General features: G+C 31.1%; 11 protein-coding genes. 4 read left to right on the top strand and 7 right to left on the bottom strand.

What is annotated here, in order from left to right:
- Nucleotides 1-38: 38 nt before the first annotated feature.
- From DM444_RS18985 to DM444_RS18975, 3 genes are all read right to left on the bottom strand, one after another.
- On the bottom strand, nt 39-1,322 hold the full coding sequence (locus DM444_RS18985; protein WP_111289552.1) for a DUF4861 domain-containing protein: 1,284 nt from the start codon (nt 1,320-1,322) through the stop codon (nt 39-41).
- Nucleotides 1,323-1,507: 185 nt separating this feature from the next.
- Nucleotides 1,508-1,945: a hypothetical protein gene (locus DM444_RS18980; protein ID WP_111289549.1), complete on the bottom strand. Its 438-nt coding sequence runs from the start codon at nt 1,943-1,945 to the stop codon at nt 1,508-1,510.
- A 100-nt stretch (nt 1,946-2,045) separates the two neighbouring features.
- Nucleotides 2,046-2,588, bottom strand: coding sequence for a hypothetical protein (locus DM444_RS18975; RefSeq protein ID WP_111289546.1), 543 nt, complete (start codon nt 2,586-2,588; stop codon nt 2,046-2,048).
- A 310-nt stretch (nt 2,589-2,898) separates the two neighbouring features.
- Between DM444_RS18975 and DM444_RS18970 the strand changes: the two genes are divergently transcribed.
- From DM444_RS18970 to DM444_RS18955, 4 genes are all read left to right on the top strand, one after another.
- Nucleotides 2,899-3,990: a sensor histidine kinase gene (locus DM444_RS18970; RefSeq protein ID WP_111289543.1), complete on the top strand. Its 1,092-nt coding sequence runs from the start codon at nt 2,899-2,901 to the stop codon at nt 3,988-3,990.
- Nucleotides 3,991-3,997: 7 nt separating this feature from the next.
- Nucleotides 3,998-5,314: a sigma-54-dependent transcriptional regulator gene (locus DM444_RS18965; RefSeq protein ID WP_111289540.1), complete on the top strand. Its 1,317-nt coding sequence runs from the start codon at nt 3,998-4,000 to the stop codon at nt 5,312-5,314.
- 394 nt (nt 5,315-5,708) lie between these two features.
- Entirely contained in the window at nt 5,709-6,689 is a 981-nt protein-coding gene (locus tag DM444_RS18960) for a helix-turn-helix domain-containing protein (protein WP_111289537.1), read from the top strand.
- Between the two features lie 33 nt (nt 6,690-6,722).
- Complete coding sequence (locus tag DM444_RS18955; protein WP_111289534.1) at nt 6,723-7,736, top strand: helix-turn-helix domain-containing protein; 1,014 nt, start codon at nt 6,723-6,725, stop codon at nt 7,734-7,736.
- 262 nt (nt 7,737-7,998) lie between these two features.
- Here DM444_RS18955 and DM444_RS18950 read toward each other — a convergent pair whose 3' ends face one another.
- The 4 genes from DM444_RS18950 to DM444_RS18935 form a co-directional block, all read right to left on the bottom strand.
- Complete coding sequence (locus tag DM444_RS18950) at nt 7,999-8,742, bottom strand: rhamnogalacturonan acetylesterase (RefSeq protein ID WP_111289531.1); 744 nt, start codon at nt 8,740-8,742, stop codon at nt 7,999-8,001.
- A 217-nt stretch (nt 8,743-8,959) separates the two neighbouring features.
- Complete coding sequence (locus DM444_RS18945; RefSeq protein WP_111289528.1) at nt 8,960-10,315, bottom strand: glycoside hydrolase family 28 protein; 1,356 nt, start codon at nt 10,313-10,315, stop codon at nt 8,960-8,962.
- A 77-nt stretch (nt 10,316-10,392) separates the two neighbouring features.
- A complete protein-coding gene (gene pelA / locus DM444_RS18940) occupies nt 10,393-12,405 on the bottom strand; it encodes a pectate lyase (RefSeq protein ID WP_111289525.1) in 2,013 nt (670 codons plus the stop codon).
- 7 nt (nt 12,406-12,412) lie between these two features.
- Nucleotides 12,413-14,002, bottom strand: a complete 1,590-nt coding sequence (locus DM444_RS18935; protein ID WP_111290130.1) for a glycoside hydrolase family 43 protein — start codon at nt 14,000-14,002, stop codon at nt 12,413-12,415.
- Between the last annotated feature and the right edge of the window lie 65 nt (nt 14,003-14,067).

The following is a 14,067-nucleotide window of genomic DNA, read 5'->3' as shown; positions in this document are numbered from 1 at the left end:
GTTTTACCTCTCTCAGTCTTTTAGTTTATAACGTCCAGTTATCTAATTTCAACTTTTATTTTAACAGAAAGCTGTTTTGCCAAATTCGTCACATAATTGGTGAAAAATGCTGAATCATTGAAGCCCTTGTCTGCACTCAATTCCCAAGCTGCAATTGCATAATAGCTGATTTCTTTATTATCTTGAACGGTTAATTTAGCCAAATAAGAATCAGTTAACTGTCCTGTTTTCGGAGCTTCAATATAACCTTGGTAAATCGCTGCAGGAACTAAAATTGCCGTCCCTAAAATCCATTGACGTTCGTAAGTTAAATAGTCATGCTGAATAAGGCAAATCCAATCTCCAGACTCAATTACCTGAAGCGGGTTTTTATTATTTAAGTTAGAAATTGCCGCTAAGAAAGTTTCCTTTCCTTTAATCCCTTTAATAGAAACTGTATTTTTATAACCGTACATTCCCGGCCAGATAGAAGTAGTTTCCTGAACTTGATATAAATTATTGGCCGCTTTCCAGTTTTCGTAATGATAGCTTAAAACAGAATTTACAGGACCTTCGCTTACAATTTTAAAAGTTGTTTTTTCAACATTATTAATGGTATCGTTTCCTAAAATTCCAAGTCGGTTAATTTTATTATCAATCCATAAAGCATAACCTCCTAATCCAACTGAATTTCCAACAGGAAAAATATCTCGGCCCCAATCGTACATTACATGGTAATTGTCTTCAACCGCGCCTTTATCATTTATTCCAACATTTTCTGGTGTTATGCCTGGAAGTTTTTTACCGAAAACATCTTTTGAGTTTCTTCCATCCAAATAATGTCTAAAACCTACTTTATCATTTTCCCAAGTTGGCCCATCTGTCTGATATTTTTGATAGCCTAATTTTTTATGAACCTGATCTGCCATTAAAACTTCTTGTGTATCTGGATGAACCGGAAGATTCTTCCCTTCCCTTTTTCCAAAACGAACACTAGTTTTTACTGTAAATTTCGGATCTGTATTAGACCATTTTAATTGTACCGTTTTTTCTTCATTTGGCAAAAAATCAGCAGTAAAAAAAAGTTCATCCCATTTTCCATCTCCATTAAGATCGTTTACCTGTGCTGGAATTGTATCTGTTTTAAAAAGCAAAATCGGGAAAGCTCCTTTTTCATTACCAAGAGCGTCTTTTTTTATAGAAATTGCCTTTTGTGATAGCGCTAAAGAACTGCTATTTTTTAAAACAATTGTTTTTTCTGAAACCTTTTGAGAAACTCCACAACTAGTTAAAAAGGCTGTTATTAAAGTAATTGGAAGATAAAATAATACTGCTTTTTTCATTCTATATTTTTTTAGAACAATTTAAGAGTTTTAATTTTTATAACAACACTTAAAAATAAAAACTTTGTTTTAGAATTCCTACACTATTATAAAAAAAAGCAGGATAGAGAAAAACCCTATCCTGCAAACAAATGCACAAATTTTATAGAATCTGTGCGTGAAAAAATATAAAAAAATAAAATAAATTACATTAAAAAATACATTGCCTTATAGTATTCCTGAAGTTTTGTCTTAGAAATTTTAGATGCTATAAAAGGTTTGTTTTCTGTTTTGTGATCCAATTTCTTTCTAAAAAAAGCATTCAGTTCTTTCAGAATTTCATTTCTAGTTTTAGATTCATCAATTAGAATAAAATTATTTGCTACTTCCAAAAATGAGACACTTCTAAAGAATTGAACATTAAATAAGCAAACCAAAACATTTGGTTCGTTTTTTTCCTGTGATAAAAAGTTAAGCAATTCTTTCCTATCATGTATTGCATAAACTATATGATCAAACTCTTTTTTTTCGTTTTCAAATAATAAAGATTCTTCAAAGAAATCAAACTCTTCTTTAAATCTTCTTTTAAACATTTTTAAAAAGACTCCATTGTTATCGTACACTAAAACCTGTTTCTTTTGCATTTTGATCTATTAAAAACATATTGCAAAACTAACTAGGCTGCGAAAAAACAATTACCCCTATAAGTCAGAAAATTAATATGATAAGCCATTTTTATTCATTTTAAACTTTTATAATGTGAGTTACATTCTTTTCAACAAAAGCCAATAGTTCTTCCATTTTTCTAAAATCATAATCTTTATTAGAAATTGAGATAATATAATTGTTTCTACCTCTAACATACAGAAATAAAAAATTTTTAGTCAAAATTGCTTTTTCAATCGATGTCCATTTATGAATAAGTTCTCCCAATGGAGATTTTACATAAATTTCTAAGCTCGTGAATCTAATTTTATATCTGTTATGAAATCTATCAGATTTTAGAAATTTCTTAGTCAGCTGAAAACCAATTTTCGAAATTGTATTTATAAAAGAATATTCAATTACAACGAAAAAAACAATTAAAGCTAAGCTTCTTATCAACCAAGCAGAAATATCTTGGTCTTCATTAATATAAGCAAAATCAAAAAAGATGAGAACCAGCAAAAAGAAAAGTGAAATAAATATGAATCGGTCTCGAAACAAATGCTCGAAATACATTTTGTTTAATTTTCTGATCTCAGAAATATTCAATTCAAACTCTAATAAAAAGTTAGTGGTATTCATTTTTATACGTTCAGATATATTTTACAACAAAAGTAGTTTCACCATATTTTTAATTAGGGCAATAAAGTTTTTAAAATATTAGAATAAGACTTTTTTTTCTCCTTATAAATAAAAACAGAAGCGATTTTGTACACAAAACTTTTCTTTTACTCTACCTTAAAAAGTCAAAAAAACAATAAAATAAGACGTAAAAACAAATGTTATTTATTTTGTTTTCAAATAGTTAACTAAACAATGTGTTTTATTTTAAGTACGAAAATATTTACTTACTTTTGAATCGAATTCAAAATAAAGAAAATATTTTCCTACAATGTATTTACTATCAACTGAAGAAAATTTAAGAGAAAAAATCAAAGAACTTACTTGTCTTTACGAAATTTCAAAGATTATTTCAAAATCAAATTCGATCAACATCCAAACCCTGCATGATATTATCATGAGCATAAAAAATGCGTGGAGATATAGTGCAGATACTATTGTCGAAATTCATGTTACAGATTATCATTTATCTACTTCAGAACAAATGGAAGAAAGTATTTCCCAATCTAGTTTTATACAGGTAAATAAAGTGGACTGCGGACATATTAAAGTACATTATCCAGCTAAAAAATATACACAAAATGACTTCGACGATGATGAACAAAAACTTCTTGATACCATTGCAATTGAGGTTGGAAATTATATTGAAAAATATCAAACATTAGAACGAAAGGCTTTATTACGCAAAACTATTGAGCGAATGGAACGCCTTACTCTCCTTGGGGAAATGACGGCTGGAATTGCTCATGAACTAAACACACCTTTAGGTAATATTTTGGGTTTTGCAGAACTGATAAAAGAGCAAAATATTGATTCTGATATTGATGCAGACATTTCAATCGTTATTAATTCGGTTATCTATTCGAGGGAAATTGTCAAAAAACTAATGTTCTTTTCTTGCGAAATGCCTCAAAAATTAGAATCACAAGAAATAAAACCAATTATAGTTTTTGCTTTATCATTTCTAAAATCGAATTTTCAAAAAAAAGGCATCAAAACTGAATTAATTTTTAAAGATGAAAATGTTATTGCAAAAGTAGATTCTGTTCAAATTACGCAAGTTCTATTTAATCTACTCATAAATGCAGTTTATGCATCGCCAGAAAAAAGCATCATCAAAATTATTGTGGATCATGATGAAAACAATTTATACCTAAAAATTGAAGATCAAGGAACTGGAGTTCCAGATACTATTAAAGAAAAAATATTTGAACCTTTTTTTTCAACCAAACCAGTCAATTATGGCTGTGGATTAGGTTTAAGTGTAGTTCATGGAATAATCAAAAACCATAATGGAGAGATTATTTTACAGGACAATTTTCCAAACGGAACCATCTTCATAATCAGAATCCCATTAACTTAAAAGCAAAATGAATTCTAAAAAAGAAAATATATTGGTTGTCGATGATAACAACGATATGTTAGATCTCATTCAGAGACAATTAAAAACTTTTAATTATCGCACTTATAAAGCTTCTTCTGTAAACGAAGCGATCGAAGTTTTAAAAAATACAACTATCGATTTATTAATAAGTGATCTTAATATGCCAGAAATTAATGGCATGGAATTATTAAAATATACTGACGAACATTATCCTGCTATACCAAAACTAGTGATATCTGGTGTCCCGTCTATTCCAAGTGTTGTTTGCGCAATCAAATCTGGTGCATTAGATTATTTAACAAAACCATTTACAAGCGACGAGCTGTATAAAGCAATTAGAAGTTCGCTGGTAAAGAATAACCTTCTTGCTAATGATTTTCATTCAAAAAATGAGGATTTATATAGCAATATTATAGGTAAATCTGTCCATTCTAAAAATGTTGTTGAAATAATCGAACGTGTAAAAGACACTAAAGCAACTATTCTCATAGAAGGCGAAAGCGGAACAGGAAAAGAACTGATTGCCAGAGCTATTCATTTTACAAGTAAAACAGCTCATAAACCTTTTATTGCTGTAAATTGTGGTGGAATTCCCGAAAATTTGGCTGAATCTGAATTGTTTGGTCATATTAAAGGTTCATTTACAGGAGCTATTGAAACCAAAACTGGTTTATTTCAGGCAGCTTCAGGTGGCACCATTTTTTTAGATGAGATCGGCAATACTCCTTTATCACTACAAATTAAACTTTTAAGAGTCATTCAAGAAAAAGAAATTCTAAGAGTTGGCGCTACAAAACCTGAAAAAATTGATGTTAGAATTATCTCTGCAACCAATAGCAATTTGAAAGAAATGATAGCAAAAGGTCTCTTTAGAGAAGATTTGTACTACCGTTTAAATGTTGCCAATATAAAAACTACACCATTAAGAGAGCGAAAGGAAGATATTCCCTTATTAATAAAAACTTTTATTGATAAATATTCTAACGAATATAATAAACCCGGAATAAAGATAAATGAAAAAGTAACAGAAGTTTTGTTGCGATATGATTGGCCAGGCAATATAAGAGAACTTGAAAACATTATCCAGAGAATGATTATTATGAGCGATGATCTCATTACATTAAATCAAGTTCCTGAAAACTTGAAGTATCACATTCCTACTTCACCTGAAATTCTGAAATCCTTAAAAGAATACGAAAAAGAGCAAATCTTAAAAGTTTTGGCATTTGTCAATCATAATAAAACAAAGGCAGCCCAAATCTTGCAAATCGATCGTAAAACCATAAATCAAAAAATAGCTTAAATCGAGTATTTTTTCCCCATGCGATCATAAACTACCTACCTAATTTTATACAAAAAAAGACATTCTGTTTTTAATCTACTGATTTCCAATATGTATATATTTCGAGGCACATTATTTGCCCTTAAAAGACAAAAAAGTATTAAAATAAATCAAATTAATTAAAAACATATTCTTCATGAAATCGACAGATTGTCAAATTACGTTTAGTATTTCTCATTTTTTTAGAAAGAGAGATCACTTCTATATCCCTAAATTTTATAATTCTTTTTAAGAAAAATAGTTTAGCAAATTCACAAAAAGCCCCTTTTAAACTTAAATATCAAATACTTACAAGTAAAAAAAATCAAAAGTTTCGTTAAAATAACTTAACTTTAGGTACAAAATCCACATTTCCATGAAAATAATAGAACATTATTATGGTGCAGATCTAAGTTGGGTAGAGCATTATGCTGCTCAAATTGGAGGAAAAATTGAAGGGAATTTTATTATTCTGCCAGAGGATTCTCAAACTGGTATTAGATACTTTCTAGATTGTGGCGATGGAATAATAGCCTATTACATAGATGTAGAGTATCGTAGAAATTTCCAATTAATACAAAAAAATTTAAATCAAGATTTTGTCGGCTTTTACTACAATCTAACAGAAGGAGAAGCATCTGTTAGCAGCGGACATTTCATGTACAATGTTGGGCGATGGCAGTATAACTTAGCGGTTATAGACGGTTCTCTAGAATCAAAATATGATGTTGTAAAAGGAAGCAAAACTTTTGCTCTTTGCATTTTTATCAAAAAAAGTATGATTAAGGCGTATGCTAAAAAAAACAATATTGTCATTCAAAATATAGACAGTCTGGTTGATTCAAAAGAAAATACAATTGTTCGTTTTGACCGAATGAGTAGCGAAAGTTTTCATTTGTTAGATGATTTAAGAAAATTAGAAGTTGGAGGAGCCATTTTTGATTTAAATCTTAGAGGAACTGTTCATCTTTTAATTTCAAATTATCTAAAAAAGATTGCTACAAAAAGGCTTATAATGCAAACAGTAAACAATTCTGATTTGGGTAATATTATAAACGTTCAAATGTATTTAATTAATCATTTAGATGACCACTTTCCTAGCATTCAATATATGGCGAAAATGGCTAATATGTCTGAATCTAAATTTAAAAGTTTATTTAAAAAAATAACTGGAGATACTGCAAATGTTTTCTTTATGGAAAATAAATTGCTTTTCGCAAAAGAACTTCTAGAAAAAAAACAGCTTACCATTTCTCAAGTCTCCGATCAACTTCATTTTACCAACAATTCTTATTTCGCTTCAAAATTTAAAGAATATTTCGGATTATCTCCTAAAGCATTTAATAAACAATTGTGAAAATTGCACTAACGATCAGAAACAAATTAGCCTATGAGAAAAGTTACACATTATTACAGTCTAACACCAGAATGGCAATTGGATGTAGTCGAACAATTAAATACAAAATTGATTGATAACAAAATTATTTTTATACCAAAAGAAATAGGGAAAGGTTTTTTTTATTTTTCTCAGGTCATGGATGGAGTTTCCGTCGTTTATGCCGATTTAACTGCAAAAGAACCATTGAAAATTACTCGTCTTAGATCAGATAATGAATTGTATATTTTTCATTTTGATTTAAGCGAGCATATTAATCTCATTAAAATTAACAATATTGATTACCAAATAGGAGCGTTTAATCAATTAGATTTGGCAATTCTTGACAATCAAATAGAAAGCTCTTTTAAGCCCGCTGTTAATGAAAGAACTATTGCATTACGTATATTGATAGATAAAAAACTGTTGCATGATTTTATCAAAAAAATCTCTCTGCCAGAAAGTTCATTTTCATCAGATACTCCAGGAAAGAAAGCTTTTTATCATTACGGTAATATTGATAGTAATAGTATTTTATTAATTCAATCTTTAAAAACAAAACCTGTAGAAGATTTGTCTTTTGATTCTTTCTTAAAAGGAATTTCGTTGAAAGTCCTTGGTAATTTTTTTAATAAGTTTTATGAAACAAAAGACACTAGTACAGAGATTACAGATCTGGAAAGTGAAGCAATTGAAAAAACAAAAGATTATTTAATGAACAATTTGTATGGCCCATTTCCTTCTTTGACTTTTTTAGCTGGAATGGCCGGTATGTCGGCATCTAAATATAAAAGTTTATTTAAAAAACATTTTAACAATACACCTAAAAACCTATTTATAGAAGAGAAAATAAATTTAGCGCAAAAACTTTTAAAAAGCGGTGAATACAGTACTCTAACAGCAGTAATGTACGAACTTAATTATACTAAACTCAGCTATTTTTGCACTAAATACTACGAACAGCTCAAACGAAAACCAACAGATGATTTCGTAAAAAAGCATCATCGTAAAAACAAAAAAGTGACTTAATTGTCACTTTTTTGTTTTCTATTTTTTAGTTTAAAGTTATTTCATTAATTACATATTTTTTTAATGATTCACTTATAAAACAAAAAAGTGAAGAAATGACTTTCTTCACTTTAAATTATTGAGACCAAAATATCTAGAATTCCAAAAACAATTTAACTATCAAAATTGGTATTTACACTTGCAAAATTCCAACAAAATAAAAATTAAACTTAGCCGTAAAAGTTTTTAATATTACAATATAAGACATTTTAATTTTTAAATTTTATTTGATTGCTTTTTTTAGTTTGTCTAAAGATGGATCTTTCAATTCTTTTAATTGCTTAATAGCTATTTGAGCTATTTCTGTTGCCCCTTTTAGAGATAAATGTGTATCATCTGCTTTATCTTGATCATAATACGGATTTTCTCCTGCCTTAAAATGCAAATGCAATTCTTTAGATTTATCAGGTCCGTAGGATTGCTCTAGTAACTCTGTGTAATATTCCAAATCAATAAATGGTACATTGTATTCTTGTGCAACCAAACGCGTTTCTAATGGATAATCACCGTGTGTTGGTACTAACACTCCTTTCTCGTTGAAATTACGTCTTGAAATTGAAGTCAATAAAACAGGAATTGCTCCTTTTGCTCTGCTTTCGTTTACAAATCGAATTAGATTGTATCTGTAGGCAGTATGCGGATTTGTATATCGGCTTGGATCTTCAATTTTCGCATCATTGTGGCCAAATTCGATAAAAACGTAATCTCCCTTTTTTAGTTGGTTATAAATTGAATCCCAACGTTTTTCGTTTATAAAACTTCTGGTGCTTCTTCCATTTACAGCTTTGTTTACGACTATTATATTATCTGTAAAAAATGGCTGTAAAACTTGTGCCCATCCATGTTCTGGATTCTTTTCGGGATCTTTTTTGTTTGCCATTGTTGAGTCTCCAATACAATACAAAGTTGTTTTTTGTGCGAAACAAACTGAAGTGATTAAGAGTATTAAGAAAAAATATTTCTTCATTACGTTTTTTGTTTAGACTTGTTAAAATTTTATATTTATTATAGTGTCAGTCTGAGCGGAGTCGAAGACCTTACTCACAACAAATGTCTTTCGACTTCGCTCAAGAGGACAAAAATGAGTACATCATGAATTAGACGCACTGCAGTGCGTCTCTACAGAAAACCTTTGCGAACTTTGCGTAAATCTTAGCGCTCTTTGCGGTTAAGACGCACAAAGTCTAATCCTTAGAAACTGCTGTAGGCACACTCGCTCTTTGCCCGATAAAAACATCTGTCATTAGAACGTTTTCGGCATTTTCATTTGACAAAGCATTTTTAGCCCATTTAATCTCGATATTTTTCAAAGTAATATTTCGGATTTTTTTGTCTGGAAATCCCTGAATTACAATACCTGATTCTGATGCTTTATTACAGGTAATATTCGAAAAATATACATTTGATATATCCGATTGATACCCTTTTCCTTCTCCATGATAATTGGCCGTAATGTACAAGCAATCTTCCACTTCGTCTAATTGAATATTTCTAACAAATATATTTTTAATAAATCCTCCTCTATCTGCATTGGTTTTTAAATAAATCCCTCTTTTTAAATATCCAGCTGTTTTACAATTTTCAACAAAAACATTCTGAACTCCTGCTGACATTTCGCTGCCAATTACAACTCCATGAAGTCCTTTAAAATTACAATTTCTGATAACAATGTTCTGACTTGGTGTTGCTGTATTGGCTCTACCTTCGTGATCTCTTCCTGCTTTTATGGCAACATTGTCGTCTCCATTATCAAAAGTTACATTTTCAATTAAAACATCTTTTGCATATTCAGGATCAATTCCGTCATTGTTATGGTTTAATGATTTGTAACTTATTCCTCTAACGGTTACACTTTCTGATTTTAAAAGATGAAGACACCAAAATGGTGAATTTTCTATTCGAACATTTTCAACCAAAACGTTTTTGCAATTTAGAAACTGAATCATCTGAGGTCTTAAAAAATAACCTTCTCCAAATTTTCTTTCGTTTAATGGAACGTTATTGTGGTTCATTTCTCGGCTCAAATTTTTACCTAAACTTTCTCTCGCTTTAAAACTTTTCCAAATCTTACCTCCTTCTCCATCAATCGTTCCTTCGCCAGAAATGGTAATATTGGTGCAATTATTAGCGTAAATAAGTGGACTATAATTATACAGCATTGTTCCTTCCCAACTTGTTAAAACCAATGGCAAATAATCTTTCGGATTATCACTGAATTTAATCTTTGCTTCTTTTTCTATTTTAAGATTGACATTGCTTACAAAATGAATTGGCCCGTTAATTTTATAAATACCTTTTGGAACAATAATAGTTCCTCCGTTATTTTTTTCGCACAAAGCCATTGCTTTATCAAAAGCCTTTTTATTGTCTGTAATCGAATCTCCCTTTGCTCCCAATTTCAAAATATTTATTTGATAAGAAGGAATTACAGGAAGTTGAATTCGTTGCACAATCGAATCTACTTTACTTGAAGGGAAATCGTTATTCTGTGCAAATGAAACCCACGAAAAGAATATTATGAATAGATATTTGAAATTCATGTAATGCGTTTTTTTTTTAGTATTCAGTCGCAGTTTTCAGTCTTAGTTTACACTGAAAACTGTGACTGAGACTGAGACTAATTTTGTTTAGCAAGAGAATACCAACTGCCATTTTTATCTTTTAGAATATTTTCTATCGAATATTGACTTGCTTCCTTTTTACTTAATTGGCGCGCCCATTTTACTCTTTTTGATGGCTGAAAACCTTCTCCTTTGCAATTATATTCGGCATAAAAAGCTTTTTTTTCTGCTTCTGGTTTTGACCAATTTTCCCAGCCTTCTGATTTAATCTGTTTTCCCATTTCACAATTAATGAAAACAGTTTTAGCATAAATACGCCACGGACGGCCTAAATAAACGTCTTTCGCGTCTGGATTCGCAGTTAGTTTACAATCTACAAAAACAAATCCGAATGGAGTTCCCTCTGGAGTTGAAGCTGCAGTAATATAAGAGCTTTTGATACTGTGAATCGTACAATTTTCGAATAAAGCAGTTGCACTTCCAAAAATAAAATCTGTAGTTCCTTCGATATAACAATCTTTAAAATATTGCTTTGCTTCTTTTCCAGACAAATACAACGTATCTTGATTTCCTAAAAGATTGCAGTTTGAAATCTTAGCTCGATTAGCAACAACTGATAATGCAATCGCTTGTCCGCGTTCGCCCGAAGTATTTTTGATGGTTAAATTTGAAGCTGTAAAATCATCACCTTCAACCAAAAGTGTGTATGTATAAAAAGTGCTGTTTCTTCCTAAACCAATTTTCGAGAAATTATCATCAAAAGTAATGATGGTGTTTTCTTTGCTTTCGCCTAATAAAACCACATTGGTATTCCATTCTGGAATTCTCACTTTTTCATTGTAAATCCCGTTTTTTACAAATATCGTTACCTTCTCATACGGAAACGCAGGAGTTGCATAAATAGCATCTTGAATTTTAGTAAAATCTCCAGAACCATCTTGCGCAACCGTAATGTATGTCACGTTTTTCTTTTCTACTGAACCTACTTTTGTTCCGTTTTTAACTGCCCAATCTGGAAACTTTTTTAAAACTTCTTGCGGAGCTTCAGAATACCACGAATAACCATTTCTTCTTTCTGAACCAATTTGATCCAAAGATTTTTTTCTAATTCCATCACGGTCGCAAAAAAATGGTTCATTGGTTTCCAAATCCATAAATCTTGCCCAAATTGATGTTGCATTAGTTGCAGGAATCATCTTTTTATCTACAATTTTTCCAGCATCATTCAAGACTCTTTTCTCCTCTAAATTGGTGATTTTTGTTTTCTCAAACCATGCTACAGCACTTTTTACTGAAGTAACAATTTCTGGTGATGGTTTATCAATTGACATTAAAAGCAAAACAATTTTTGTCGATTCATATCCGCTTAAAGAAGCCAATTCAAAAGCTCTTGCATTTGCTGGTGCCAAAGTAACTTCGTCATGCTGCGCGCACCATGCGGTTAAAACTCCATTTTGTTTGTATTGCGTTTTTAAGATACAGTCAACTCCTTTATCAAAAGCTTTTTTGCATTTTTCTACAATTTCGCTGGAAGGTTTTATGCTGTAATAATCCGTTTGATCGGCAACGGCTTTTATCACATTCATAATATTTACCATCGAATCGTCATTATAGGTAATATGCGTATAATAACCTTTTTTCAATGGATAAAATTGTGGCCATCCGCCATTTGCATATTGTGCTTCAAGAAGATAATTCAATCCTTTTAGGAAAGATGCAGCGTAACGTTCGTCTTTTACTTGGGCATACATTTTAGACATAAAAAGCATTTCTTGACAAGTTGCTCCGTTGTCTGTTGTTGTTTCTACAGCCGTTTTTTTAAGCGCAATTAAATCTTTCTTTTGCTTCTCTGTCAGTTCATCCTGCATTTGAATGTTTTTTGGCCATCCGCCAATGTCTCTTTGATAAAGTAAAACATTCTCTCCTATTTTTTTGGCTTCCGCCGAAGCAAACCAAGAAGCATCATTCTTACGAATAATTTCTGACCATCTTTTGTATGTGTTTTGAGCTTTTACAGCAAAACTGCAAAGACAGAAAAAAAGTATTATTTGTTTTTTTAACTGCATCATTTCCGTATTATTTCGTTACTCTAAACCAATCTACTTCCACATTTCCAGAATCATTTTTCACTTCTTCACCCAAAGCAAAAAGTCCTACTTTGGCACCAATCCATTTTCCTTCTTTAGCTGTAAAATTGCTTCCAATGGCTACATAATTTTTATCGTCTAAACTATAGAAGAAACTGCAAATTCCGCCTTTTTTAATTTGTACTCGTAGGTAAATAGTGCTGTTTTCTATTAAAATAGGTTTTGTTTCTTTTTCTGAAACCGTTTTGTCAAAAGTTCCTGTTTTCTGGCTTAAATACAGTTTTCCATTATCATTTTTAAAAGACAAATAACTATAATCTAATCCCATAACAATCAAACCAGTAGATTCGCCTTTTATTCTGGAATTAAAAGTCAGTTTTGTTGTTGCTGTAAATTCTTCGGCAGGAAATTTTTGAAGTAATAAATTTGGCGCATTAAAGATATTTTGAGTTGTTGTGGCACAAAATAAATTTAAGTATCCTAAACTTGTTGGAAATCCCCAATTGATTTGTTTATTGGCTTGCCATTGCCATTGTAAACCTAATTTTGCTGAATTAAATTCATCTGATTCTGCTGGAGTTTCTATTGGATATTTTTTACCAACATTTGGCTTTTTGAAAGTTGTAACGGGTTCTCCAATTCCATTATTATCAAAATCTTGTCCCATCACAGGCCAATCATTTACCCATTTCATTGGCTGTAAATGTACAATTCTTCCATAAGCGCCTTTATCTTGAAAATGAAAAAACCAATCTTCTCCCGTTTGCGTAGTGACCCAAGCACCTTGATGCGGACCATTTATGTTTGTTGAACCTTGCTCTAAAACCTTTTTCTTTTCATAAGGCCCGAAAACATTTTTCGATCTTAAAACAGTCTGCCACCCCGTTGGAACGCCACCTGCGGGAGCAAAAATGTAGTAATAACCATTTCGTTTATAAAACTTTGGACCTTCAATTGTGCCTTCACTTTCATGTCCGTCAATTACCATTACTTCATCATGATTTACAACGATTCCTTCAGGATTCATTGTACAAACTACCAGCAAACTTTTAATCTGAGCACGACTTCCTGCAAAAGCATGAACTAAATACGCTTTTCCATCCGTATCCCAAAGCGGACTCGGATCTATCAATCCTTTTCCTTCTTTTACCAAAATCGGCGCAGACCAAGGTCCTTCGGCTTTTTTTGATTTAATCATATAAATTCCAAAATCAGGATCTGGGTAATAAATGTAAAATTCATTATTATGATAATTAATGCTTGGCGCCCAAACTCCATTTCCGTGCTGTACTCTATCGTAAGTTTCAAATGGAGGCTGTTTTGCTAAAGCATATCCAATAATTTTCCAGTTTACCAAATCTTTAGAATGCAAAATCGGCAAACCTGGAATACAGTTAAAAGAAGAAGCCGTCATATAATAATCATCGCCTACGCGAACAACATCTGGATCTGAATAATCAGCATGAAGAATCGGATTTGTAAATGTTCCGTCTCCATTATCAGATACCCAAACTTGTGCGTTATTCTTCTGAAAAGAAACTATACAGAAGAGGAATATGATGATTTTTATGTTTTTCATTTTTATTTCTTTACTAAACGTTTTTGTCATTTCGACGAAGGAGAAATCTCCACGAGAAGCTCCAC

This window comes from Flavobacterium ginsenosidimutans (assembly GCF_003254625.1).
GTDB lineage: Bacteria > Bacteroidota > Bacteroidia > Flavobacteriales > Flavobacteriaceae > Flavobacterium > Flavobacterium ginsenosidimutans.
The sequence above is the reverse complement of the archived record's forward strand: the minus strand, read 5'-3'. Positions and strand labels throughout refer to the sequence as shown.

What these genes read in the sequence shown, in the direction of transcription:
- DM444_RS18975 (WP_111289546.1), bottom strand. Translation starts at nt 2,588, where the DNA reads ATGAATACCACTAACTTTTTATTAGAGTTTGAATTGAATATTTCTGAG.
- DM444_RS18985 (WP_111289552.1), bottom strand. Translation starts at nt 1,322, where the DNA reads ATGAAAAAAGCAGTATTATTTTATCTTCCAATTACTTTAATAACAGCC.
- DM444_RS18970 (WP_111289543.1), top strand. Translation starts at nt 2,899, where the DNA reads ATGTATTTACTATCAACTGAAGAAAATTTAAGAGAAAAAATCAAAGAA.
- DM444_RS18950 (WP_111289531.1), bottom strand. Translation starts at nt 8,742, where the DNA reads ATGAAGAAATATTTTTTCTTAATACTCTTAATCACTTCAGTTTGTTTC.
- DM444_RS18945 (WP_111289528.1), bottom strand. Translation starts at nt 10,315, where the DNA reads ATGAATTTCAAATATCTATTCATAATATTCTTTTCGTGGGTTTCATTT.
- DM444_RS18960 (WP_111289537.1), top strand. Translation starts at nt 5,709, where the DNA reads ATGAAAATAATAGAACATTATTATGGTGCAGATCTAAGTTGGGTAGAG.
- DM444_RS18980 (WP_111289549.1), bottom strand. Translation starts at nt 1,945, where the DNA reads ATGCAAAAGAAACAGGTTTTAGTGTACGATAACAATGGAGTCTTTTTA.
- pelA (WP_111289525.1), bottom strand. Translation starts at nt 12,405, where the DNA reads ATGATGCAGTTAAAAAAACAAATAATACTTTTTTTCTGTCTTTGCAGT.
- DM444_RS18965 (WP_111289540.1), top strand. Translation starts at nt 3,998, where the DNA reads ATGAATTCTAAAAAAGAAAATATATTGGTTGTCGATGATAACAACGAT.
- DM444_RS18955 (WP_111289534.1), top strand. Translation starts at nt 6,723, where the DNA reads ATGAGAAAAGTTACACATTATTACAGTCTAACACCAGAATGGCAATTG.
- DM444_RS18935 (WP_111290130.1), bottom strand. Translation starts at nt 14,002, where the DNA reads ATGAAAAACATAAAAATCATCATATTCCTCTTCTGTATAGTTTCTTTT.